Source organism: Alloactinosynnema sp. L-07 (assembly GCF_900070365.1).
Lineage (GTDB): Bacteria > Actinomycetota > Actinomycetes > Mycobacteriales > Pseudonocardiaceae > Actinokineospora.
Genome location: NZ_LN850107.1, coordinates 1,296,809 through 1,319,853, shown reverse-complemented (window position 1 = coordinate 1,319,853; position 23,045 = coordinate 1,296,809). Strand labels below are relative to the sequence as shown.

The 23,045-nt window shown below is 69.7% G+C and carries 20 protein-coding genes and 2 pseudogenes; 6 read left to right on the top strand and 16 right to left on the bottom strand.

Translation table 11 applies throughout. The features are described from left to right. Window positions 1-17: 17 nt before the first annotated feature. The gene (gene opcA, locus BN1701_RS06340; protein WP_054046375.1) at window positions 18-1,139 is read left to right on the top strand and encodes a glucose-6-phosphate dehydrogenase assembly protein OpcA; all 1,122 of its coding nucleotides are present in this window, start codon (window positions 18-20) and stop codon (window positions 1,137-1,139) included. Next, window positions 1,136-1,915: a 6-phosphogluconolactonase gene (gene pgl, locus BN1701_RS06335; protein ID WP_054046373.1), complete on the top strand. Its 780-nt coding sequence runs from the start codon at window positions 1,136-1,138 to the stop codon at window positions 1,913-1,915. The genes opcA and pgl overlap by 4 nt, the downstream gene beginning before the upstream one ends. 43 nt (window positions 1,916-1,958) lie before the next feature. Here the strand turns inward: pgl and BN1701_RS37120 are convergent. The 3 genes and pseudogenes from BN1701_RS37120 to pabB all read right to left on the bottom strand — a co-directional run. After that, window positions 1,959-2,921, bottom strand: a pseudogene (locus tag BN1701_RS37120) (glycerophosphodiester phosphodiesterase family protein); the annotation flags it as partial. 36 nt (window positions 2,922-2,957) lie between these two features. After that, window positions 2,958-3,998: pseudogene (locus BN1701_RS37115) on the bottom strand (glycerophosphodiester phosphodiesterase family protein); the annotation flags it as partial. A 64-nt stretch (window positions 3,999-4,062) separates the two neighbouring features. Continuing rightward, window positions 4,063-6,096 carry an aminodeoxychorismate synthase component I gene (pabB, locus tag BN1701_RS06325; protein ID WP_054046371.1) on the bottom strand — a complete coding sequence of 678 codons (2,034 nt, stop codon included), beginning with the start codon at window positions 6,094-6,096 and terminating at the stop codon, window positions 4,063-4,065. Window positions 6,097-6,491: 395 nt separating this feature from the next. Here pabB and BN1701_RS06320 point away from each other — a divergent pair, with 395 nt between their 5' ends. Continuing rightward, window positions 6,492-7,571 carry a sensor histidine kinase gene (locus BN1701_RS06320; protein WP_369800501.1) on the top strand — a complete coding sequence of 360 codons (1,080 nt, stop codon included), beginning with the start codon at window positions 6,492-6,494 and terminating at the stop codon, window positions 7,569-7,571. Between the two features lie 250 nt (window positions 7,572-7,821). On the opposite strand, the gene BN1701_RS06315 is transcribed toward BN1701_RS06320, so the two are convergent. The 5 genes from BN1701_RS06315 to gap all read right to left on the bottom strand — a co-directional run bounded on the left by BN1701_RS06315 (window position 7,822) and on the right by gap (window position 11,561). Beyond that, a complete protein-coding gene (locus BN1701_RS06315; RefSeq protein WP_054046369.1) occupies window positions 7,822-8,163 on the bottom strand; it encodes an RNA polymerase-binding protein RbpA in 342 nt (113 codons plus the stop codon). A gap of 56 nt (window positions 8,164-8,219) precedes the next feature. Then, on the bottom strand, window positions 8,220-8,453 hold the full coding sequence (gene secG, locus BN1701_RS06310; RefSeq protein ID WP_054046367.1) for a preprotein translocase subunit SecG: 234 nt from the start codon (window positions 8,451-8,453) through the stop codon (window positions 8,220-8,222). 125 nt (window positions 8,454-8,578) lie between these two features. Then, complete coding sequence (gene tpiA, locus BN1701_RS06305) at window positions 8,579-9,364, bottom strand: triose-phosphate isomerase (protein WP_054046365.1); 786 nt, start codon at window positions 9,362-9,364, stop codon at window positions 8,579-8,581. Beyond that, window positions 9,364-10,551, bottom strand: a complete 1,188-nt coding sequence (gene pgk, locus BN1701_RS06300) for a phosphoglycerate kinase (protein ID WP_054046362.1) — start codon at window positions 10,549-10,551, stop codon at window positions 9,364-9,366. Before pgk ends, tpiA begins: the two co-directional genes overlap by 1 nt. Before the next feature lie 5 nt (window positions 10,552-10,556). Further along, the gene (gene gap, locus BN1701_RS06295; protein WP_054046360.1) at window positions 10,557-11,561 is read right to left on the bottom strand and encodes a type I glyceraldehyde-3-phosphate dehydrogenase; all 1,005 of its coding nucleotides are present in this window, start codon (window positions 11,559-11,561) and stop codon (window positions 10,557-10,559) included. A 485-nt stretch (window positions 11,562-12,046) separates the two neighbouring features. Here gap and BN1701_RS06290 point away from each other — a divergent pair, with 485 nt between their 5' ends. Continuing rightward, window positions 12,047-14,398, top strand: coding sequence for a lamin tail domain-containing protein (locus tag BN1701_RS06290; RefSeq protein ID WP_231949507.1), 2,352 nt, complete (start codon window positions 12,047-12,049; stop codon window positions 14,396-14,398). Between the two features lie 38 nt (window positions 14,399-14,436). On the opposite strand, the gene BN1701_RS06285 is transcribed toward BN1701_RS06290, so the two are convergent. The 5 genes from BN1701_RS06285 to uvrC all read right to left on the bottom strand — a co-directional run bounded on the left by BN1701_RS06285 (window position 14,437) and on the right by uvrC (window position 20,176). Next, window positions 14,437-15,273, bottom strand: coding sequence for an alpha/beta fold hydrolase (locus BN1701_RS06285; RefSeq protein WP_054046357.1), 837 nt, complete (start codon window positions 15,271-15,273; stop codon window positions 14,437-14,439). 68 nt (window positions 15,274-15,341) lie between these two features. Beyond that, window positions 15,342-16,328 (bottom strand): DNA-binding protein WhiA, encoded by a 987-nt coding sequence (gene whiA / locus BN1701_RS06280; protein ID WP_054046356.1) that lies wholly within the window; start codon window positions 16,326-16,328, stop codon window positions 15,342-15,344. Between the two features lie 70 nt (window positions 16,329-16,398). Next, a complete protein-coding gene (gene yvcK / locus BN1701_RS06275; protein ID WP_054055666.1) occupies window positions 16,399-17,343 on the bottom strand; it encodes a uridine diphosphate-N-acetylglucosamine-binding protein YvcK in 945 nt (314 codons plus the stop codon). Window positions 17,344-17,366: 23 nt separating this feature from the next. Beyond that, entirely contained in the window at window positions 17,367-18,251 is an 885-nt protein-coding gene (gene rapZ, locus BN1701_RS06270; protein ID WP_054046354.1) for an RNase adapter RapZ, read from the bottom strand. Next, the gene (uvrC, locus tag BN1701_RS06265; protein WP_082860281.1) at window positions 18,248-20,176 is read right to left on the bottom strand and encodes an excinuclease ABC subunit UvrC; all 1,929 of its coding nucleotides are present in this window, start codon (window positions 20,174-20,176) and stop codon (window positions 18,248-18,250) included. Before uvrC ends, rapZ begins: the two co-directional genes overlap by 4 nt. Window positions 20,177-20,241: 65 nt before the next feature. On the opposite strand from uvrC, the gene BN1701_RS06260 reads away from it, so the two are divergent. Together BN1701_RS06260 and BN1701_RS06255 are read left to right on the top strand one after the other, a co-directional pair. Next, a complete protein-coding gene (locus BN1701_RS06260; protein ID WP_054046352.1) occupies window positions 20,242-20,859 on the top strand; it encodes a class I SAM-dependent methyltransferase in 618 nt (205 codons plus the stop codon). A 340-nt stretch (window positions 20,860-21,199) separates the two neighbouring features. Continuing rightward, entirely contained in the window at window positions 21,200-21,718 is a 519-nt protein-coding gene (locus BN1701_RS06255; protein ID WP_082859679.1) for an esterase-like activity of phytase family protein, read from the top strand. A 211-nt stretch (window positions 21,719-21,929) separates the two neighbouring features. Here the strand turns inward: BN1701_RS06255 and BN1701_RS06250 are convergent, their stop codons facing one another. The 3 genes from BN1701_RS06250 to BN1701_RS06240 all read right to left on the bottom strand — a co-directional run bounded on the left by BN1701_RS06250 (window position 21,930) and on the right by BN1701_RS06240 (window position 23,042). After that, complete coding sequence (locus BN1701_RS06250; protein ID WP_067520561.1) at window positions 21,930-22,415, bottom strand: Rieske (2Fe-2S) protein; 486 nt, start codon at window positions 22,413-22,415, stop codon at window positions 21,930-21,932. Between the two features lie 74 nt (window positions 22,416-22,489). Next, complete coding sequence (locus tag BN1701_RS06245) at window positions 22,490-22,837, bottom strand: type II toxin-antitoxin system PemK/MazF family toxin (protein ID WP_054046350.1); 348 nt, start codon at window positions 22,835-22,837, stop codon at window positions 22,490-22,492. After that, the gene (locus BN1701_RS06240) at window positions 22,824-23,042 is read right to left on the bottom strand and encodes an antitoxin (RefSeq protein ID WP_054046347.1); all 219 of its coding nucleotides are present in this window, start codon (window positions 23,040-23,042) and stop codon (window positions 22,824-22,826) included. The genes BN1701_RS06245 and BN1701_RS06240 overlap by 14 nt, the downstream gene beginning before the upstream one ends. Window positions 23,043-23,045 lie beyond the last annotated feature (3 nt).

Here is a 23,045-nt window from a genome sequence, read left to right as displayed (position 1 = left end):
GAACGCAGGAGGCGGCCTTGATCATCGACCTGCCCTCGACGACGACCTCCCAGGTCAACACCAAACTCGTGCACATGCGCGAGCAGGGTGGCGCGACCACCCTGGGCCGGGTGCTGACGCTGGTGATCGTCACCGATGACGGCGAGCGCACCGAGGACGCCATCGACGCGGCCAACGACGCCAGCCGCGAACACCCGTGCCGGGTGATCGTGGTGGCGCGCGGCGCCCGCAAGGCCGCCGCGCGCCTCGACGCGCAGATCCGCGTCGGCGGCGACGCGGGCGCCAGCGAGGTGATCGTGCTGCGGCTCTACGGCCCGTTGGCCGAGGAGGGCGCCAGCTGTGTGATCCCGCTGCTGCTGCCCGACGCCCCGGTCGTGGCGTGGTGGCCGTTCGAGGCGCCCGCCAAGCCGTCGGACGACCCGATCGGCCGACTCGCGCAGCGCCGCATCACCGACTCGGCCACCGACCGCAACCCGAACCGGGCGCTGGAGATCCGGCAGAAGCAGTACACCGCGGGCGACACCGACCTGGCGTGGACCAGGCTGACCCTGTGGCGGGCCGTGCTGGCGGCCTCGCTCGACCTGCCGCCGTACGAGAAGGTCACCGCCGCCATGGTCAGCGGCGCGGCGAGCTCGCCGTCGACGGACCTGCTGGCGGCGTGGCTGGCGACGTTCCTGAAGGTGCCGGTCACGCGGGTCAAGGCGGCCGCCGGCGAGGGCATCGTGCACGTGGAGCTGGAGCGGCGGTCGGGGAAGGTGGTGCTGAACCGGCCGGACGGCAAGGTCGGCACCCTCAACCAGCCCGGCCAGCCCGCGCGCCGGGTGGCGCTGCAGCGCCGCGAGGTCCGCGACTGCCTGTCGGAGGAGTTGCGCAGGCTCGACCCGGACGAGATCTACGAGGCCACCCTCAGGGGCCTGGCGAAGATCACCCGCGGCCGGACCCCGGCGGCGACCCAGGACAAACCGGCGGCGAAGCGGGCACCGGCGAAGGCATCACCCAATCCCAGCACGCCCAAGCCCAGCGCGGCGAAGACCACCGCGGCCAAGACCACCGCGAAGTCGGCCACCGCCAAGGCGACGGGCGCGAAAACGGCGGCGGCGGCGAAGGCCAAGCCCGCGCGCGCGAAGGCGGCGTCATGAGTCGCCCCCAGGTCGTCGTCTACCCGGCCCCCGGTTTACTCGCGGCCGCCACCGCGGCCCGCCTCGTCACCCGCCTGGTCGACGTCCAGGCCGCGCGCGGCTACGCGTCGGTCGTGCTGACCGGCGGCGGCACCGGCATCAGTGTGCTCGAACAGCTGCGCGCCGCCCCCGCCCGCGACGCCATCGACTGGAGTCGACTCGACTTCTATTGGGGCGACGAGCGTTTCCTGCCATCGGGCCACCCCGACCGCAACGAGACGCAGGCCCGCGCGGCACTGCTCGACCACGTGCCGGTGTCGCCGGACAGGGTCTTCGCGATGGCCCCCTCCGACGGCCGCTTCGGCAACGACCCGGAAGCGGCGGCGGCGGACTACGCCGATCTGCTGGCGGGCAAGGCGGGCCCGGAGGACCACGGCCCCGTGCCGACCTTCGACGTCTGCCTGCTCGGATTGGGCGAGGAGGGGCACACGCTGTCGGTGTTCCCCGGTTCGCCCGCGGTGTATGAGACCGAGCGGACGGTGGTCGCGGTGCGCAACTGCCCCAAGCCCCCGCCCACCCGGATCAGCATGACCCTGGCCACCACCCGACAGTCGGCCGAGGTCTGGATGGTGACCGCGGGCGACGCCAAGGCCGCGGCCGTCGCCATGGCCCTCGGCGGCGCGGGCGAGGTCCAACTCCCGGCGGCGGGCGCCCGCGGTGCCCGCCGCACCCTGTGGCTGCTCGACAAGCCCGCCGCGGCGAAGCTGCCGAACGTGTTCGCTCCCCCGCTGTCCTGAGCCGAGGTCTCCCACCGTTCTCGGCGGTGGGAGACCTCGCCTGCTACCTCAGGCCGTTGCGGATGGCGACCTTGATCAGCAGGTCCGGGTCGTCGCTGATCACGCCGTCGACACCGAGGTCGATGACGCGCTGCATCGTGGGCTCGTCGTTGACGGTGTACGGGACGACCTTGAGTCCCTTGCGCCGCAAGGTCTTCACATCCGGGCCGTGGTAGTACGCCGGGCTCTGGCGCAGGTACCAGTCGCTGTTGACCACGGTCGGTTGGGCCGGGTCGTGCACCTGCCAGTTCGAGGACACCGTGGTGGCGCCCGACTGGCGGACGAGCTTGGCCAGGTCCTGGTGCTTCCACCAGTCCAGGCCGCCGGTCCACGGGCTCTTGACCGACGGGTCGCCGTAGGCCGCCTGCAGCGAGCACTCGTCGGCCAGGGCCGCGCACTCGGCCGGGCCGTACTGCCACACCAGCGCGACCGTCTTCAGGCGCGGGTCGAGCTTGCGCGCCAGCATGATCGTGCGCCAGTCGAAGGACTGCAGCGTGCTGCGCTTGGCGAAGCCCGCGCGGCCGATCTCGCCGACGACCTTGCGGGTGAACTCCTCGTACGGCGCGGTGTCGTCGGCCGTCGGGCTGATCTTGGTCTCGATGTTGAGCCCGATGTCGGTGCGGCCGCTGGCGCGCACCACGTCGAACACCTCGCCCAGGGTCGGGACGCGCTCACCGGGGGCGGCCTGCTGCTTGGGGAAGTCGGGCAGCGTCTTGGAGCCGCAATCGATGGTCTTGAGCTGCGCCAGCGTCAGGTCACGCACGCGCTTGCCGACATACGGGAACTCCGGGTCGCCCGCGGTGACGGGGGCGGTGTCGACGCAGTGCGAGCCGTTGACGGTCCGGTCGTGGATCACCACGACCTTGCCGTCCTCGGTGACGCCCGTGTCAAGCTCCAAAGTGGACACATCGGGGTTGGCCAGCGCGTAGCGGAAGGCGGCCAGCGTGTTCTCCGGCCGCACGGCGCGGGCGCCGCGGTGGCCCTGGATGTCCAGCGGTGAGGCGTAGCCGCGGGGCAGCTTGAAGCCGCGCTGGGCGAGCATGGCGCGCAGGCGGTCCGGGTAGTCGGTGATCAGGCCGTCGACGCCGTCATCGATGAGCTTGCCCATCGTCGGCAGGTCGTTGACCGTCCACGGGATGACCTTGATGCCGTTGCGGTGCGCGTGGTCGACCATCTCCTTGGTCACGTAGGGCCGGTAAGTGGGGTCGACCACCGAGCCGCCCTGCGGGAACCCGTGCACCGGGGAGAACGCCTTGACACCGAAGGACTTGATGGCCGCGATCGGGTCCCCGCCGAAGTCGTCGATGTCGATGCCGCCCAGCCACGGCGACGCGCCCGGCTTCCCGGTCTGCAGGAAGTCGTAGTTCGTCAGCGCGACCAGCGGCAGCCGAGGCGCGACCTCGCGCACCCGCATCAGCGTGCCCCAGTCGAAGCTCTGGATGCTGACCCGGCGCTCCAGGCCCGCCGCCGCGATCTCACGCGTGGTGATCTGGACGAACTGCTCACGCGGGGCGGTCTGCTCGGGGGCGCCCGCCTCGACCTTGGTCTCGATGTTGAACCGCACGTCCTTGGCGTCGTAGCGCTCGACCAGCGCGAACACCTCTCGCAGCAGCGGCATCTTGGCGCCGGGGGCGAGGATCTGGCCGGGGCCGTCGGCCAGGCCGACGGAGCCGCAGTCCAGCGTGCGCACCTGCGTGAAGGTCAGCGTGTGGACGAACTTGCCCACGTAGGGGAACTCGGGGTCCCCGGCGGTCGCGGGCGCGGTGTCGCGGCACTTGCGGGCGTCGACCTTGCGGTCGTGGGTGACCATCGCCTGGCCGTCCTCGGTGATCTGGACGTCGAGTTCGAGCGTGGTCACCCCCAGCCGCAGCGCGTTGCCGAAGGAGTTGAGGCTGCTCTCGACGCGCGGGCCGAGCCCGCCGCGGTGGGCCTGCAGGTCGAACTCGCGGTGGTGCTGCGGGGCGGCGGTCGCCGCGCCGGGGGTGGTGACGCAGGCGAGCACGGCGATGGCCGCCGCTCCTGCGCGCGCTAAGGATCTGGTCATGGTCGCGATGGTGGCAACTGGAAGGGGACTGACCATGGCCACCGGGTGACGCCTGGTGGAACGCTCAGCCCGTGCGCACCCGGTCCGGGAAGTCGGCGTCGAGGAGCGCGAGCATCGCGGTGGCCTTCACAGCGGTCTCCTCGTACTCCCCCGCCGGGTCCGACAGGGCGATGACCGCGCCGCCGACCCCGAACGACACCTCGCCCGGCCGGGTCACCAGCGTTCGGATGACCATGCCCAGGTTCGCCGCGCCGGTCAGGGAGAAATAGCCCAGCACACCCGAATAGACGCCGCGTGGGCCGCGTTCGAGCTGGTCGATGATCTCCATCGTGCGGATCTTCGGCGCACCCGTCATCGACCCGCCGGGGAACGCCGCGCGCACGCACCGGACCGCCGAGACGCCCTCGGCCAACTGGGCGCGGACGGTGCTCACCAGTTGGTGGACCGTCGCGTAGGACTCGACCTCGAATAACGCGGGCACGACCACCGAGCCGACCTCGGCGTAGACACCGAGGTCGTTGCGCACGAGGTCGACGATCATCAGGTTCTCGGCGCGGTCCTTCTCGTCGGTGGCCAAGTCGTGCTTGAGGGCTTGGTCTTCCTCCGGCGTGCGCCCGCGCGGGCGGGTGCCTTTGATCGGCCGCGACTCGACCTGGCCGGTCGCCGACACCGACAGGAACCGCTCCGGTGACGTGCTCAGCACGGCCAGGTCGCCGAAGCGAAGCAGGGCGCCGTAGGGCGCGGGGCTGGCGCGGCGCAGGTAGCGGTAGGTCTGCCAGACGTCGACGGTGGCGCCCGCGGTCAGCATGTTCGTCAGGCAGACCTCGTAGGTCTCGCCGTCGTCGATGCGGGCCTGGCACTCGTCGATCATCGCCAGGTAGGCGGCCCGGTCGTGCCGCGGTGTCAGTTGCCCCGCCCGGACGCCGCGCACGACGGGCTGGGCCTGCGGCTTGAGCACGGCGAGTCGGGCAGTGGTCTCGGCTGGCCACGGCTCGTCGAAGGCCAGCAGGTACAGCTCCCCGGTCTCGTGGTCGAACACCAGCGCCCGGTCGGCGAAGACGAACTGCGCGTCGGGGTCGGGCGCGTGGTGGACCCGATCGCCGCCGCACTCGGCCTTGAGCTCATAGCCGAGGTAGCCGACCCAGCCGAGCGCGAAGTCGAACGGCAACTCGGGCGCGTCGACCCGGTGCCGGGCGATGTCGGCGTCAAGCCAGGCGAGGAACTCGTCTTGGACCACCTCGACGCCTGCCTGGGAGGTCACGGTGACCTGCCCGGTCCACACGTCGGCCGACGCGACTCGCGCCAGCGGCCCGGACGCGTCCCCCATGATCGAGAACCTTCCACCGGAAGCGCTGTCCAGCCAGAACGCGTGCTGGGACCCGGTGAACAGTGCCTCAAACGCCTCTTCGGCGGTGACCGCGACCGTCATGCGCTCGACATGGACCTGCTTCCCGGCGGGCTCGGCCGGATGATGCGCGGCCGGGACCGGCCCCGCGACGACGGTCTCGCGCGGGTGCTCGGCCCACCAGCGGCGGGTCAGGTCGGCGAAGTTCGCCAGCAGCGTGTCGCCGTGTTCTGTGCAGATCGACTCCGGGTGGAACTGCACCCCCCACGCGGGCCGCTCCCGGTGGCGTACCCCCATGAGCACACCGTCGTCAGCCCACGCGGTCGCCTCAAGCTCGTCGGGCAATTCCGAGACGGCGAGCGAGTGATAGCGCACGACCCGCATCGGCGAGGGGATGCCCGCGAACAACTCGCGGCCGTCATGGTGGACCTCGGAAAGCCTGCCGTGGCGCACCTCCGGGGCGTGCACGACCTGGGCGCCCGCCAAGAGGCAGAGGCCCTGGTGCCCCAGACACACCCCGAGCAACGGCTGCCGCGCGGCGGCCAGCACGGCCCGGCTGAGTCCGATGTCGCGGTGCACGGCCGGGTGCCCGGGGCCGGGCGAGATGACCACGTTGTCGAAGTCGACGAGCCCGCCAAGATCCCAGTCCTCGTCATTTCGGACGACTGTCGGCCGAGAGCCCTCGATCGAGGCCAAAGCCTGGTAGAGGTTATAGGTGAAGGAGTCATAGTTATCGATGATCAGCGTGCGCACCCTCCACCTCCTCTCCTTGGCCGGGATTTGCTGTCGCACAGAAATGTGCGACCCGCCGTCCCGGAAAGCCAAGGTCAGAGTCTTCCTGGGCGACGAGCACCTGCGTCTGGTCGCAGGCAGAAGGGCGATCCGTGCCACACCGACCCCGCCGCGCGGGCTCGAACCGCAAGAATGCTACAACCCCGGAGGGCGTCCCGGAGCAGCGCGCAGCTGAGCATGACTATCCTGAGCTGCGCGAACTCGTCGAGGATCGCCGTCAAGTAAGCGGAGGTGACATTCTGGTCGCCAACACGGTCGTCCCACACGACACCGCGTCAGTTCCCGCGCCCCGATCCGGCCATCGCAAGCGTCTCCACATCCCCACCCGGCTAGCCCCACTGTGGGCGGACCCGCGCGTGCGTGGTATCGCGTCCGACATCGCCGCCATCATCATCGCGGCCCTCGACGTCTGGCTGGTCATCCCGGAAGAGGCGCCCACCTACTCGATCTGGCTGTCCGGGATCGCGGTCCTGGCCATGCCCCTGCGCAGACACTTCCCCTGCCTGGCGGTGCTACTCACCGTCCCCGGCTTCTTCGCGGGCTGGGCCCAACTGGCGGCCATGATCGCCCTGGGCACCCTGGCCAAGCGCTATTTGTTGAATTGGCGAACACTGGTCGGCGCCTTGATGGTCGGGCTATGTCGGTTCGTCCTGTGGCCGTGGTCGGAGTTCTTGGCCCTGACCTGGCGAGAACACTTCCTCGACGCGATCTACGGTGTGCTGGTGGCCGGGATGCCGGTGGCGATCGGGATGTTGATCACGGTTCGGCAGGAACTGTCGACTCGGATCCGTCAGCTGGCCCGGTCGCGTGCGCGGGAACAGCGGCTGCACACGCAGACTGTTCGGTCGGCTGAGCGGGCGAAGCTGGCTCGGGAGATGCATGACGTGGTGTCTCACCAGGTGACGCTGATCGCTATGCAGGCCGGGGCTTTGAAGGTCGGGGCTCACGATGATGAGACGCGTGAGGCTGCGGAGACTATTCGGGCTTTGAGCACTCGGACTTTGGAGGAGTTGCGGGAGCTTGTTGGGGTTTTGCGGTCTGGTGGGGATGAGGACGATTACCAGCCTGGGCTGGAGGACATCAGCACGCTGGTTCATGGGTGCGATGTGTCGGTGAAGTTGGCTATGGATGCTTCTCCGGAGCAGTTACCGGCGCCGGTTTCACGGGCGGCTTATCGGACTGTGCAGGAGGCTTTGACGAACGTGCGCAAGCACGCGGCTGGGTCTTCTACTTCGGTTCGGGTGCAGGTGAGCGCGGGGGTTCTGCTGGTCGAGGTCCGCAACGGGCCTTCCCGCGTCCAATCGGCCGGTCTCCCGTCAGGTGGCCATGGCTTGCTCGGCCTCCAGGAACGCGCCTGCCTTCTCGGCGGCACCTTCACCTCCGGTTCCACCCGCGACGGCGGCTTCCGCGTCCGCGCCACGTATCCGCTGGTCTGAGCCTCACCAGCCAGCCGCCGCGCCGGACTCCAAGTCGTCATGGACGTGCTCGGGCGCAGTTGCACAGCCCGCCGCCCAATGCCCGCATGCGCGCGGGTCGCCGGTTGCTGATCACGCGGTCAATAAGACCACAGATCTCACTCTGCGCAACCGGATCATTCGGCTGAGTGATTTCAGGATCTGAAACGTCCCCTGACAAAGAAGGAAGGCCACCCGGAACGAATCCGGGTGGCCTTCCTCAAAACTGAACTCAGCCTTCGCGCTTGGCGCGCAGCTTCGCTAGGGCCTCAGCGAGAATGGCCTCGCCGTCGGCGTCGGAGCGGCGTTCCTTTACGTAAGCCAGGTGAGTCTTGTAGGGCTCGTTGCGGGGAGCCTTCGGGGGCTCCTTCTCGTCCAAGCCCGCCGGGAGGCCGCAGCGGGGGCAATCCCAGCTGTCCGGCTTCTCGGCGTCGAGGGCGAATGACGGGCGTGACTCGTGCCCGTTGGCGCACCAGTAGGAGACCCGTTGCCGAGGGGCGGACTCGCCGCGCTCGGATTCACCCATGGGACCAGCACCGACCCGGGTACCCCGGATCGCGTTACCACCGGCCATTGATGTTTACACCCCCACCATGTGGTTGGTCGGATTGACGCGTGGACCCGAGGAGGTCAGGCGACCTTGACCAGCAGGCCAAGACCGATCACGCAGATGATCCAGACCGAGCCGACGAACAGCGTCACCCGGTCGAGGTTCTTCTCGACGACGCTGGAACCCGAGAGGCTCGACTGCATCCCACCACCGAACAGGGAGGACAGACCGCCGCCGCGACCGCGGTGCAGCAGCACCAGCAGGATCAGCAGAAGGCTGGTGACGATAAGTGCGATCTGCAGGGTCAGAACCATGTCATCCTCGCTGTTTAACGGTGGAAGCAACAGGCTACCTGGTGCCGGGGCGGTGTTCGACCACCGCCCCGGCATGTTCAAGCGCTAGCTGTTACCAGATAAGCCCGCGGCCCGCATCCGGGTACTTACGGCAGCGGTCCGCCCGCGGCCATGGCGCAGAGCTTGGTGAACTCGTCGGCCTGCAGGCTGGCGCCGCCGACCAGGGCGCCGTCGATGTCGTCCTGGGCCACGAGCTCGCCGATGTTGCCGGACTTCACCGAGCCGCCGTAGAGCACACGAACCGTGTTCGCGACCTCGTCACCGTATTTTTCAGAGAGTTGCTTGCGCAGGGCCTGGCAGACCTCCTGAGCGTCGGCCGAGGAGGCCACGCGCCCGGTGCCGATGGCCCAGACCGGCTCATAGGCCACGACGACCTTGGCGACCTGCTCGGCCTTGAGCCCCTTGAGACCCTCGATGAGCTGGGTCGTGCAGTGCTCGACGTGGGTTCCGGCCTCGCGGACCTCGATGCGCTCGCCAAGGCAGAAGATCGGGGTGATGCCGTGCTTGAGCGCGGCCTTGATCTTCTTGTTGACCAGTTCGTCGGTCTCCGCGTGGTACTCGCGACGTTCCGAGTGGCCGACCGTGACATACGAGCAGCCCAGCTTGGCGAGCATCAGGCCCGACACGTCGCCGGTGTAGGCGCCGGAGTCGTGTTGGGAGATGTCCTGCGCGCCGTACTTGAGCAGCAGCTTGTCGCCGTCGGTCATGGTCTGGATGGAGCGGATGTCGGTGAACGGCGGCAGCACGGCCACCTCCACCTTCGCGTAGTACTTCTCGGGCAGCGAGAAGGCGATCTTCTGCACCAGGGCGATGGCCTCAAGGTGGTTGAGGTTCATCTTCCAGTTGCCCGCGATCAGCACCTGCCTGGCCATCAGCCCTCCAACACAGCTACGCCGGGAAGTTCCTTGCCCTCAAGGAACTCCAGCGACGCGCCGCCGCCGGTCGAGATGTGCGAGAAGCCGTCCTCGGGCAGGCCCAGCAGCCGGACCGCGGCCGCCGAGTCGCCGCCGCCGACCACGCTGAACGCGTCGGAGTCGACGATGGCCTGGGCGACGCCGCGGGTACCTTCGGCGAACGGGGTCAGCTCGAACACGCCCATCGGGCCGTTCCAGAAGACCGTGCCCGCGCCGGTCAGCACCGAGGCGTACGCCGTGACGCTGTCCGGGCCGATGTCGAGGCCCTTCCAGCCGTCGCGGATGGCGGTGGCCGGGACCGTCTCGGTGTTCGCGTCGGCGGAGAAGGCGTCGGCGATCACGATGTCGGTCGGCAGGACGATCTTGTCGCCAGCGTCGGCCAGCAGTCGCTTGCAGGTGTCGACCATGTCGGCCTCCAGCAGCGAGTCGCCGATGCCGAGGCCCTGGGCGGCCAGGAAGGTGAAGCACATCCCGCCGCCGACGAGCAGCGTGTCGACCTTGGGCAGCAGCGACTCGATGACCGCGAGCTTGTCGGAGACCTTCGAGCCGCCCAGCGCCACGACGTAGGGCCGCTTCGGCTCGCCGGCGAGCTGCCGCAGCACCTCGACCTCGGCGAGCACCAGGCCACCAGCGTAGGCCGGGAGCTTGGCGGCCACGTCGTAGACCGACGCCTGCTTGCGGTGCACGACACCGAAGCCATCGGAGACGAAGGCGTCCGCCAGTGCGGCGAACTCGTCTGCGAGGGCCGAGCGCTCCCCCGCGTCCTTGCTCGTCTCGCGCGCGTCGAACCGCACGTTCTCCAGCAGCGCGACCTGGCCGTCGGCCAGCCCCGCCACGGTCGACTTGGCCGACTCGCCGACGACATCGGCCGCCAGGGCCACGGGGGCGCCGAGCAGTTCGCCCAGCCGCACAGCGACCGGCGCCAGGGAGAACTTGGCGTCCGGCTCGCCCTTGGGACGGCCAAGGTGCGCCGCCACGACGACCCGGGCGCCCGCCTCGGCGAGCTTCTGGATCGTGGGCAGCGACGCGACCACGCGGCCGTCGTCGGTGATCTTGTCCCCGTCGAGCGGGACGTTGAGGTCGGAGCGCACCAGCACGCGCCGACCGGCAACACCCTCGGCGAGGAGATCGTCGAGATTCCTCATCGGGCTCAGAGCTTGGAGGCGACGAGGGCGGTCAGGTCGGCGAGGCGGTTGGAGTAGCCCCACTCGTTGTCGTACCAGCCGACGACCTTGACCTGGTTGCCGTTGACCTTGGTCAGCGGCGCGTCGTAGATGCAGGACGCCGGGTCGGTGACGATGTCCGACGACACGATGGGCTCTTCGTTGTAGCGCAGGATGCCCTTGAGCTTGCCCTCGGCGGCGGCGCGGTAGGCGGCGTTGACCTCGTCCAGCGTGACCTCGCGGCCGAGCGTGACGGTCAGGTCGGTGGCCGAGCCGGTCGGCACCGGCACGCGCAGCGCGTAGCCGTCGAGCTTGCCCTTGAGCTCGGGCAGGACCAGGCCGATGGCCTTCGCGGCACCGGTCGACGTCGGCACGATGTTGATCGCGGCCGCGCGGGCGCGACGCAGGTCGTCGTGCGGGGCGTCCTGGAGGTTCTGGTCCTGGGTGTAGGCGTGGATCGTGGTCATCAGGCCGCGCTCGACGGTGAATGAGTCGTGCAGGACCTTGGCCAGCGGCGCCAGGCAGTTGGTGGTGCAGGAGGCGTTGGAGATGACGGTCTGCGAGCCGTCGTACTGGTCGTCGTTGGCGCCGAGGACCACGGTCAGGTCCTCGCCCTTGGCGGGCGCGGAGATGATGACCTTCTTGGCGCCACCCTCGTCGACGTGCTTGCGCGCGTCGGCGGCGTTGGTGAAGAAGCCGGTCGACTCGACCACGACGTCGACGCCGAGGTCCTTCCACGGCAGCTTGCCCGGGTCGCGCTCGGCCAGCGCCTTGAGGTGGTGGTCGCCGACCTGGATGCCGTCGTCGGTCACCTTGACGTCGTAGGGCAGGCGGCCCAGGACGCTGTCGTACTTGAGCAGGTGAGCCATGGTGGCGACATCGCCGAGGTCGTTGAAGGCAACGATCTCGATGTCGTGGTCACTGGCTTCCAGCGCCCGCCAGAAGTTGCGACCGATGCGACCGAAGCCGTTCACACCCACACGAACCGTCACCGTTGGTCTCCTCTTTCCTGTATGACACGGCGGCCTGACTGGATTCCGCCCACCAGAGACCCTAGCGTCCGCGCGCGCGTAAGCAGGTCAAGAGGTCAGCGGTCTCTCTTTATCGAATCAGACCTGTGCCGTGATCGCCAGGGTCGGAGCGCTGATTGCTCACATGGCGGACGTAAACGCAGCGGAGTGGAGTCCGCCAGCCCCCACGCCGGGCGGACTCCACTCCGCTTTCCCCCCACGGGTGCTCCTCCCCCAAGCAGCACCCGCCCTCCCGTGAGTAGAAGAGTGTCCGGCCGCCGGATGGATACCCTGTAGAGACAAGATGCGACCCAGGTCACATCTAGCCCTGTCGCTCGCGAGCGGAAAGCTCGCTCATCGGACAGCCGCTCAGGCCCTCAATGTTCACCTGAAAGCAGGATCTTGTGTTCACACGGTCGGGTACAACCTTGCGGTGAGTCATTCCCCCCTCACCCAAGGGAGTGTTCGTGCCGACCTCACCCACCCGCTTATCCGTGCTGCTCACAGCCACCGCGACCAGCTTGCTGATGATTCCCGGCGTCGCCGCGGCGGCGTCGCCTGATGTCGTGATCGCCGAGGTCTACGGCGGTGGCGGCAACTCGGGCGCCCCGTACCTCAACGACTTCGTCGAGCTCTACAACCGGGGCGCCGGCTCCGTGAGCGTGGCGGGCTGGTCGATCCAGTACGCCTCCGCCGCGGGCACGAACTGGCTGCCGACGGCGCTCAACGGCAGCATCGCCCCGGGCGCGCGTTACCTGATCAAGCTGGGCTCCGGCGGGTCGAACGGCGTCGCGCTGCCGACTCCACAGGCCACCGGCACGACAAACATGTCCGCGACGTCGGGCAAGGTCGCCCTGGTCACGTCGACCACCGCGCTGGGCTGCGGGTCGAACTGCGACACCGCGGCGGGTGTGCGGGACTTCATCGGGTACGGCACCAGCGCCAACGACTTCGAGGGCGCCCGCGCACCCGGCGCGTCGAACACGACGTCGGTGGCGCGGGCCAACCCGACCACGGACACCGACAACAACGGCGTCGACTTCGTCGCGGGCGCGCCGACGCCGCTGGTGGGCGGGGGCGGCGGGGGCTGCGGCTACACCGGGACGCTCATCCGCCAGGTCCAGGGCGCCGCCCACCTGTCGCCGCTGAGCGGCACGTCGGTGAGCAACGTGCGTGGCGTGGTGACGGCGACGCGATCGACCGGCTTCTACTTCCAGGACCCGTGCCCGGACAGCGACCCGGCGACGTCGGAGGCCCTGTTCGTCTACACCGCGACGGCGCCGACGGTGTCTGTCGGCCAGGAGGTCCAGGTCGGCGGCACCGTCACCGAGTACCGGTCGGGCGGCGCGTCCTCGGCGAACCTGACCATCACGGAGATCACCTCGCCGTCGGTCACCGTGCTCGGGACCCAGCCTGTCCCCGTCGCGACCGTGCTCGGCTCCGGTGGCCGCGCGCTGCCGACCTCGGTGATCGACAACGACGCGTCGGGCAGCGTGGAGACCAGTGGGACGTTCGACGCGACCACTGACGGAATCGACTTCTTCGAGTCGCTGGAAGCGATGCGGGTGCAGGTGAACAACCCGGTCGCGGTGAGCCCGTCGACGTCGTTCAACGAGATCGCCGTGCTGGCCGACGACGGCGCGGCTGCGTCGGTGCGGACGGCGCGCGGCGGGATCGTGCTGCGGCAGACCGATGGCAACCCGGAACGGATCATCCTCGACGACGCGGTCACCGCCGGGTCGGTCCCGTCCGGTGTCGATGTCGGCGACCACTTCTCGGCCGCCGCGGTGGGCGTGATCGACTACAGCTTCGGGAACTTCAAGCTGGAACTGACCTCGGCGATCAGTCGGGTGTCCGGCGGGCTGACCAAGGAATCCACCGCGGTGACCCCGGCTGGTCAGCTGTCGGTGGCGACCTACAACGTCGAGAACCTCGATCCCGCCGACACCACCTTCGCGGGGCACGCCGCGACGATCGTGGACAATCTTAAGTCGCCGGGAATCGTTGTCCTGGAGGAGATCCAGGACAACGACGGGCCCGCGAACACCTCGGTTGTCGCGGCGGACCAGACGTTCACCGAGCTGATCGACGCGATCGTCGCCGCGGGTGGGCCGACGTATTCGTACAAGCAGATCAACCCGGTCGACGATCAGGACGGCGGTGAGCCGGGCGGCAACATCCGCGTCGGTTTCCTCTACCGCACCGACCTTGGGGTGTCGTTCGCTTCGGGCACGGCGGGTGGCTCGACCACGGCGATCTCGGTGTCGGCCTCCGGCATCCCCGGGGACCTGGTGGCGTTGAGCCACAACCCGGGGCGGATCAACCCGACGTCGAGCGCGTTCAACTCCAGCCGCAAGCCGTTGGTGGGCAAGTTCTTCTTCAACGGCCAGCCGGTCTACGTGATCGGCAACCACTGGAACTCCAAGGGCGGCGATCACCCGCTGTTCGGCCGGTACCAGCCGCCGGTGCAGTCGAGCACGACGCAGCGCGGGCAGCAGGCCGATCAGGTCGCCGCGTTCGTGAACTCGGTGTTCGCGATCGACCCGTCGGCGAAGGTCGTCGTCGCGGGCGACCTGAACGACTTCGAGTACTCGACGGCCGTGGGGAAACTGACCGCCACCGGCCTGGTCGATCTGCCCGCGACGCTCTCGGACTCCGAGCGGTACGGGTATGTCTACGAGGGCAACTCGCAGGTGCTCGACCACCTGCTGCTCTCGCCCGCGCTGTCGACCTACAGCTACGACGTGGTCCACGCGAACGCCGAGTTCGCGGCGCAGCTCAGTGACCACGACCCGTCGGTGGTTCGGCTGACGATCTGAGCATCACATCCGGGGGCGGCCCGCGCCGCCCCCGGAAGTCAGCTGCCGTCGATCCGCGCCACGATGATCGCCGCGAGGTCGGCGGGCCGTTCCTCCGGGATCCAGTGCGACGCGTCGAGCACTTCCAGCTGATACGGCCCGGTGACGTATCGGGACGTGAGATCCGCACCCTGACGGGCGATGAACCGGTCGCGGGTACCCCGAACGTGCGTGGTCGGCACCGAGACCTCGCCGCGCACGGCGAGCGGGTTCGCGATGAACATCGCCCGGTACCAGTGCACGCTGTACTTGAGCGCGCCAGAGTCGATGACCTCGTCGAGGACGTGCGCGATCTGCTTGTCATCCATCCCGGTTCTGGCCAGTCCCCTGCTCAGCTGCTTTCGCTGCCGCAAGACCAGCTCTGGAATCCACGGGACCTGGAACGCCAGCATGTACCACGAGCGAAACACCTGCGTGCTGCTGAGCATGGACCGCATGAAGGCCATCGGGTGCGGCACCGATACCGACGTGAGGGACCGGACCTTCGCGGGGTGCCGCGCCGCCGTCGCCCAGGCGACGGTCGATCCCCAGTCGTGTCCGACGAGGTGCACCGGTCCCGCCCCGATGGCCTCGACCAGCGCCACGGTGTCGCCGACGAGTTTGCTCATCCGGTACTCCCAGCGCCATCGCGGCCGGGCGCCGCGGGAGTAGCCGCGCTGTGTGGGCGCGATCGTCCGGTAGCCGCGCTCGTGCAGCAAGGGCGTCACGCGCTCCCATTCGGTCGCGGTCTGCGGCCAGCCGTGCAGGAGCACGATAGGTTCGCCGTCCAGCGGACCCTCATCGATCACGTCGAAGGTGAGCCCGTCGTTGGTGAAGGTCGTCAGTCGTGCGGTCATGACCCTAGGTGTACCGGCAACATCGTCGGCGTAGCGCGTCACGTCACCAACCTGACGCCCATGTTGACCTAGGCGTCGGCTTCGAGCATGTCCGGGGTTACCGCCGACTCCGTGTCGGGCAGGCCCAAGTCCTTGGCGCGCTTGTCCGCCATCGCCAGGAGCCTGCGGATTCGGCCCGCCACCGCGTCCTTCGTCATCGGCGGCTCGGAGAGCTGGCCGAGTTCCTCCAGCGACGCCTGCTTGTTCTTCAACCGCAGTACGCCCGCCGCCGTCAGGTGTTCCGGGGCCTCCGGGCCGAGGATCTCCATGGCGCGCTCGACCCTCGCCGCCGCCGCGACCGCCGCCCGCGCGCTGCGGCGCAGGTTGGCGTCGTCGAAGTTGGCCAGACGGTTGGCGGTGGCACGGACTTCGCGGCGCATGCGGCGTTCTTCCCAAGCCAGGACGCTGGAATGGGCGCCCAGTCGCGTGAGCAGAGCGCCGATGGCGTCGCCATCGCGGACGACCACGCGGTCGGCGCCCCTGACCTCGCGGGACTTGGCTTGGATGCCCATGCGGCGAGCCGCGCCGACGATGGCGAGGGCGGCCTCTGGGCCGGGACAGGTGATCTCCAGCGCCGACGAGCGGCCCGGTTCGGTCAGCGAGCCGTGGGCCAGGAAGGCGCCGCGCCACGCCGCCTCGGAGTCGCAGACGCCGCCGGAGACGACGGGGGCCGGGAGGCCGCGGACCGGGCGGCCGCGGGGGTCGAGCAGGCCGGTCTGGCGGGCGAGGCCGTCGCCGTCCTTGACCACGCGGACCACATACCTGGTGCCTTTGCGCAGGCCGCCGGAGGTGATGACGTGGACGTCGGCGTGGTGGCCGTACAGGTCGTGGATCTCCTTGCGCAGGCGTCGGGCGGCGCTGCCAGTGTCGAGTTCGGCCTCCACGACCACCCGACCGGCCACGATGTGCAGGCCGCCCGCGAACCGCAGCAGCGAGGAGACCTCGGCACGCCTGCAACAGGTCTTGGACACGGCCAACCGGCTCAGCTCGTCCTTGACCGCGGCTGTCATCGCCACTGGTGCTCCTCTCCCAGGCCCGACAAGGGCCACTCCCCGCCGCCTATCCCACCACGTCAGGCCTGACGGCTCAGCGCCCCCTCACCGAACTGATCGCCCGACGCAGGCTCGCCGCCAGCGCCGTGGGGTCGTGGCGGTCCCCCGCGGGCCCCGCCGCGATGAAGTCCAGCAGCATCGCCGCCCCCAGACCTTCCGCCGCACGTCGGAGGCGGTCCGGGGTGGACACCGAGTCGGTGTCTGCGATGACCGCGTCGACCCGCAGGCGGGGCGCGTGCTCGGACAGCACATCCAGATGACGTTCGGGGGAGAACCCGGCGGTTTCCCCCGGTTGGGGGACAAGGTTGAGCACGACCACTCTGGTCGCGGCCGTGTGAATCAACGCATCGTGTAGTTCTGGGACGAGCAGGTGCGGCAGCACGCTGGTGAACCACGAGCCGGGGCCCAGCAGCACCACGTCGGCCTCGCGCACGGCGGCGACCGCCTCGGGACACGCCGTGGGCGGCTGGTCACGCCGGGTCGCGCTGTGCAGCCTGATCCGGCGCACCCGCCCCGGCGTCGTGGCCACGGCGACCTGGCCGCGGATGCGGCGCACCGTGGTCGGGTCCTCCTCCAGGCCGGTCACGTCGGCCTCGATGTCCAGCGGCTCCAGCGACATCGGCAGTACCCGGCCGGTCACCCCGAGCAAGCGGGCGGCCTCGGCCAGCGCGGCGACCGGGTCGCCGAGAACCTCGAGCAGACCGGCCAGGACCAGGTTGCCGATGGCGTGGCCCGCCAGCGCGCCCGTGCCGCCGAAGCGGTGCTCGAAGACCTCGCCCCACGCCTTGGGGCCCGCCAGCGCGGTCAGCGCCTTGCGCAGGTCGCCCGGCGGGAGCAGGCCCAGTTCGCGGCGCAGCCTGCCCGACGAGCCGCCGTCGTCGGCGACGGTCACCACCGCGGTGACATCGTCGGTGAGCTGACGCAGCGCGGTGAGCGTCGCGTGCAGACCGTGTCCCCCGCCGAGGGCCACGGCCCTCAGCGGTCGATCCGCGCTCGCAGCGCTCACTCGCGCCCCAGGTCGCGGTGCACGACCTTCACCGCCATACCGTCCTCATCGGACAGTCTGCGGGACAGCTCCTCCGAGATCGCCACGCTGCGGTGCTTTCCGCCGGTGCAGCCGACCGCCAGGGTCAGGTAGCGCTTGCCCTCGCGGCGGTATCCGGCCCCGATCAGGCGCAGCAGCTCGTGGTAGCGGTCGAGGAACTCGTCGGCGCCTTCCTGGCTGAGCACGTAGTTGCGCACGTCGGTGTCGCGGCCGGTCAGGTCCTTGAGTTCGGGGATCCAGAACGGGTTGGGCAGGAACCGCACGTCCATCACCAGGTCGGCGTCCATCGGCAGGCCGTACTTGTAGCCGAAGGACAGCACGGTGACCCGGGTGCTGGTGCCCGCCTCGGAGCCGAACGCGTCCTCGATCTTGGCGCGCAGCTGGTGCACCGAGAGGGTGGACGTGTCGAGGATGAGGTCGGCCTCCTCGCGCAGCGGCATGAGCAGCGAGCGCTCGGCGCCGATGCCGTCGATGAGCCTGCCCTCGCCCTGGAGCGGGTGGCCGCGGCGGACCTGCTCGAACCGGCGGATCAGCACGTCGTCGGTGGCCTCGAGGAACAGCACGCGGGGCTTGTAGCCGCGGGCGTCGAGGTCCTTGATGATGGCCGACAGGTCCTCGGTGAACGCGCGGCTGCGCACGTCCATAACGACCGCCACCTTGGAGATGGCGCCGCGCGCCTGCGAGCCCAGCTCGACCATGGTCGAGATCAGCTCCGGCGGCAGATTGTCGACCACGAACCAGCCAAGGTCCTCAAGACACTTGGCCGCCGTGCTTCTGCCCGCCCCCGACAATCCGGTCACCACGGCGACCTCGATGCCCGGTCCCAGGTGGTCCGTAGTCATTTCGCCAGCCCCTCGTTCAACGCGTTGTGTACGGCCTGGGCCGTCGCCCGACCGATCCCCGGTGCCTCGCTGATCTCCTCGACGCTGGCCGCGCGCAGGCGCTTGACCGAGCCGAAGTGCTTGATCAGCACCGCGCGGCGAGTCTGGCCGAGCCCCGGCACATCGTCCAACTCGGACATTGTCATCCGCTTGGCCCGCTTCTGCCGGTGATAGGCCACAGCGAAGCGGTGGGCCTCGTCACGCACCCGCTGCAACAGGTACAGCGCCTCACTCGTTCGGGGCAGGATCGCGGGCTCCGGCTCGGCGGGCAGCCACACCTCCTCCAGCCGCTTGGCCAGCCCGATGACCGCGACGTCGGTGACCCCGAGGTCGGCGAGCACGTCGGCGGCGGCGTTGGCCTGCGGGCCCGCGCCGTCGACGACCAGCAGGTTCGGTGGATAGGCGAAGCGGCGGGGCTTGCCGGTGTCCGGGTCGATCCCGGGCGGCTGATCCTGTCCACCGGACTCCCCCGCGTACTTGGCGAACCGGCGCCGCACGACCTCGGCTATCGAGGCGACGTCGCCCTCGGTGGCGGCCTCACGCAGGGCGAAGCGCCGGTACTCGGACTTGCGGGCCAGGCCGTCCTCGAACACCACGAGCGAGGCGACCACGTCGCTGCCCTGGATGTGGCTGATATCGATGCACTCGATGCGCAGCGGGGCGGTGTCGAGCCCGAGCTGGTCCTGCAGTTCCTGCAGGGCGGCCGAGCGGGCCGTCAGGTCGCCCGCGCGCTTGAGCTTGTGCTGTGTGAACGACTCTTTGGCGTTGCGCTCGACGGTCTCCATCAGCGCGCGCTTGTCGCCGCGCTGCGGGACCCGGACCTGCACCCGGGAGCCGCGCAGGCCGCTGAGCCACTCGGCGATGGCCTCGGCGTCCGGCGGCAGTTCCGGCACCAGGACCTCGCGCGGCACCGCGGCGGCGACATCGTCACCCAGTTCGGCTTGGTCGCCATAGAACTGGCTGAGGAACTGGTCGACCAGCAGGCCGACCGGCGACTCCCCCGCGTCCTCCAGCCGGTCGACCACCCAGCCGCGCTGGCCGCGGACCCGGCCGCCACGCACGTGGAAGACCTGGACGGCGGCCTCCAGCTCGTCGAAGGCGAAGGACACCACGTCGGCGTCGGTGCCGTCGCCGAGCACGACGGCCTGCTTCTCCATCGCCCGGCGCAGCGCGCCGATGTCGTCGCGCAGCCGGGCGGCGCGCTCGAACTCCAACTCCGACGACGCCTGGGCCATCTCCTTCTCCAGGCGCCGGACCATCGCGTCGGTCTTGCCGGAGAGGAAGTCGCAGAAGTCCTCGACGATCGCCCGGTGTTCCTCGGCGCTGACCTTGCCGACGCACGGGGCCGAGCACTTGTCGATGTAGCCGAGCAGGCACGGCCGCCCGATCTGGCCGTGGCGGCGGAATACGCCCGCCGAGCACGTGCGGGCGGGGAAGACCCGCAGCAGCAGGTCGAGCGTCTCGCGGATGGCCCAGGCGTGGGCGTACGGGCCGAAGTAGCGCACGCCCTTCTTCCGGGCGCCGCGGTAGACGTGCAGGCGCGGGTATTCCTCGTTCATCGTGACGGCGAGGACGGGATAGGACTTGTCGTCGCGGTAGCGGACGTTGAACCGCGGGTCGAACTCCTTGATCCAGTTGTACTCCAGCTGCAGCGCCTCGACCTCGGTGGACACCACGGTCCACTCGACGGAGGCCGCGGTCGTCACCATCTGGCGGGTGCGCGGGTGCAGACCGCTGACGTCGGCGAAGTAGGAGTTCAGCCGCGAGCGCAGGGTTTTTGCCTTGCCCACGTAGATGACCCGGCCACCAGGATCACGGAACTTGTACACGCCGGGCGCGTCCGGGATGGTGCCGGGAGAGGGTCGGTAGGTGGACGGGTCGGCCACGTCCACAACCCTACGGCCGACGACCGACAGTAGGGTGGACCGGTCCCCGGCGAGACGGAGCGATCATGGGTGTACGCACTGCGCTGTTCCGCTCGCTGGCCAGCCAACTCGGCAGGCCGCGCGGCCTTTACGGCAGGCTGGTCGCCCGGATGCTCAACAAGGGCAACCGGGACGCCATCACCGCGGCGGTCGACGCGCTGGCCCCCACCCCGACCGACACCGTGGCCGACCTCGGGTTCGGCGGCGGGCTGGGACTCGGCCTGCTGATCGAGCGCGCGGGCCTCGTCCACGGGATCGACTACTCCCCCTCGATGGTCGAGCGCGCGGCCCGCCGGTTCCACTCGGGCAAACTGCGCCTGCACACCGGCTCGATGACCGCGCTTCCGCTGGCGGACGCCGAATTGGACGGGCTGATCACGCTCAACACGATCTACTTCATCGAGGACGTGGCGCTCGCCTTCACCGAGATGACCCGGGTCCTGCGGCCCGGTGGGCGCGCGGTGATCGGCCTGATGGACCCGGCAGCGATGGCCGGGTTGCCGGTGGTCGAGCACGGGTTCCGGGTACGCCCGGTGGCCGAGGTGATCGACACGCTCGCGGGCGCGGGCCTTGACCTGGTCGACCATCGCGAAATCGGCAGGCACGGCGGGGCGTACCACCTTCTTGTGGTCCAGCGGGCCTGACGGATCGATCAATCGGGGTACCAGAAGCCGCGCGCGGCTCTACGAATACGGCGCGGCGCTGGCGGGCGCGGGTGACCGGCGCGCGGCTCGGCAGGCATGGGAACAGGTTCTGCGCTGCTCGGACACGAGCGGTTCGTGGGCGTGGAAGGCGCGCGCTCAGGCCCGGCTGAGCTGAGGATCATTCAGCGCTCCGCCGCAGGCCACCGGACGTTCACCCGGCGCACCTAGCGTTCGATCAACGCGACCACGGCGGCCGCGCTGGAGATCGGGAGTACTCAGCTGGCTCGCCGTTCTAGAGCTTCACGGCGCGGGTCTATTGGTCAGGTGCGGTTGCGAGGCCATGGGAGTCCGGAGGCGCTACGCACCTCCGGCGCCGGGCACCCTGCGGCTCAACGAGTTCGACCTGCGGACCGGCGCCTACACCGGCACCAAGTGGATCTACCAGCTCGACAGCCCCGCGCACGCCATCGGCGACGCGATCACCGTCGACCGGGACCGCCTGCTGATCATCGAGCGCGACGGCTTCCAGGGCGCGGACGCGAAGGCCAAGAAGATCTACCTGGCCGACAAGCGCGACCGCGACCGCGACGGCAAGCTCGACAAGACCTTGGTCGCCGACCTGATGAACCTCGCCAACCCGCGCGCGACCGGCGGCTTCGGCGACCCGTTCACCTTCCCGTTCACCACCATCGAGGACGTCGTGATCCTCGACGACCGCACCCTCGGTGTCCTCAACGACAACGACTTCCCGTTCTCGTCGGGCCGCACGCCCGGCAAGCCCGACAACAACGAGTTCATCACCATCCGCCTGACCGCGGGCCTGCACGCCGATCCGCGCGTGCTCGCCCTAGATGATTGATTCCTGACTATCACCAGGTCTCGACCGGCCCACAACGCCGCTGCCCGCGTTGCAGGAACAGCCACGTACACCCGGTACGCGCGCTGTCCCTGCGCCTTGGCAGCGACGCCGTGGACCAGCCGATACCAGGCGACAGTCAGGAATCAATCATCTAGGCCGGTCCTGACGCCCGCCCGCGGACGGTCGGCGACGACCGTCCGCGGGGTCGCGGTCAGGCCAGGACGATCTTGTCGCCCTCGATCTTGACCGGGACTTCCTTGAGTCCGGTCGTCGCGGGCCCACCCTTGAGCGCGCCCGTGGCGCCGTCGAAGGTGCTGCCGTGATTGGGGCAGGTGATCGTGCCGTTGACTGGAGCCCTCACCGTGGTGCCCTGGTGCGGGCATGCGGCGTCGAAGGCGCGCACAGTGTCCGCGGTGGGGCGGACCAGCACCAGCGCGCCCTTCGGGGTGCCGGTGACGATCTTGCCACTCCCCTGCGGGACGTCGGCCAGCGTCGCGAGGGCCGTCGACCCGGCGGCGCCGGAGGTACCCGCGGCGGTGGTCGTGCCCGTGGTGGTGGTTCCGGTTGAGCCCGACGGCGACGAGTCGGAACAGGCCGCGACGAGCGCGCCGGGGGCGACCAGAGCGACCATCAAGCCGCAGAGCACCTCGCGCCGGGACCTGGTTTCAGGGTTCGTGGTGGGTTCTACAGCGGTCACGTGTGGCCTCCAGGTGCGTCCATGTCCGTCCAGCGGAACTACACCACGCCCTACGTCGAGGTTCCGTTAAAGGTTCAACTCAACGAGAGATGGATGCGCAGCGCCTCGTCGAGGCGAGCCAGCAACTCGGGCGGGACCTTGCCGATCCGCCCGCGGATCCGCGTGGTCGCCACCGACCGCACCTGCTCGGCCTGCGCCTTCGACTCCAGGTCCAAGCCGCACGCGACCGGCAGCAGCACCTGGAACGGGAAGACCCGGCCGGTGTTGGACGTGATCGGCACGACCGTGACCACGCCGCGGCCGGTCCTGGCGGCCACCGCGTTGGCCGCGTCGTTGCTGACGATCACCGCGGGCCGGGTCTTGTTGGCCTCCGAGCCCCGCGCGGGGTCCAAGTCGACCAGGTGGATGTCACCGCGACGCATCGGCCGCGGTCACGTCCCACAGGGCGGCGTCCTCGGCCGCGTCCCACTCGGCGAAGGCGGCGGCGTACTCGTCCTGCAGTTCGGACTCGCGCAGCCTGGCGATGGCGAGCTGGATCACCGACGAGCGCGACGCGACCTCAGCGCGCGCCGAGTACTCGTCGATGAACCGGACATCGTCCTCCGGCAGGCTCACACTCAGCTTCACACC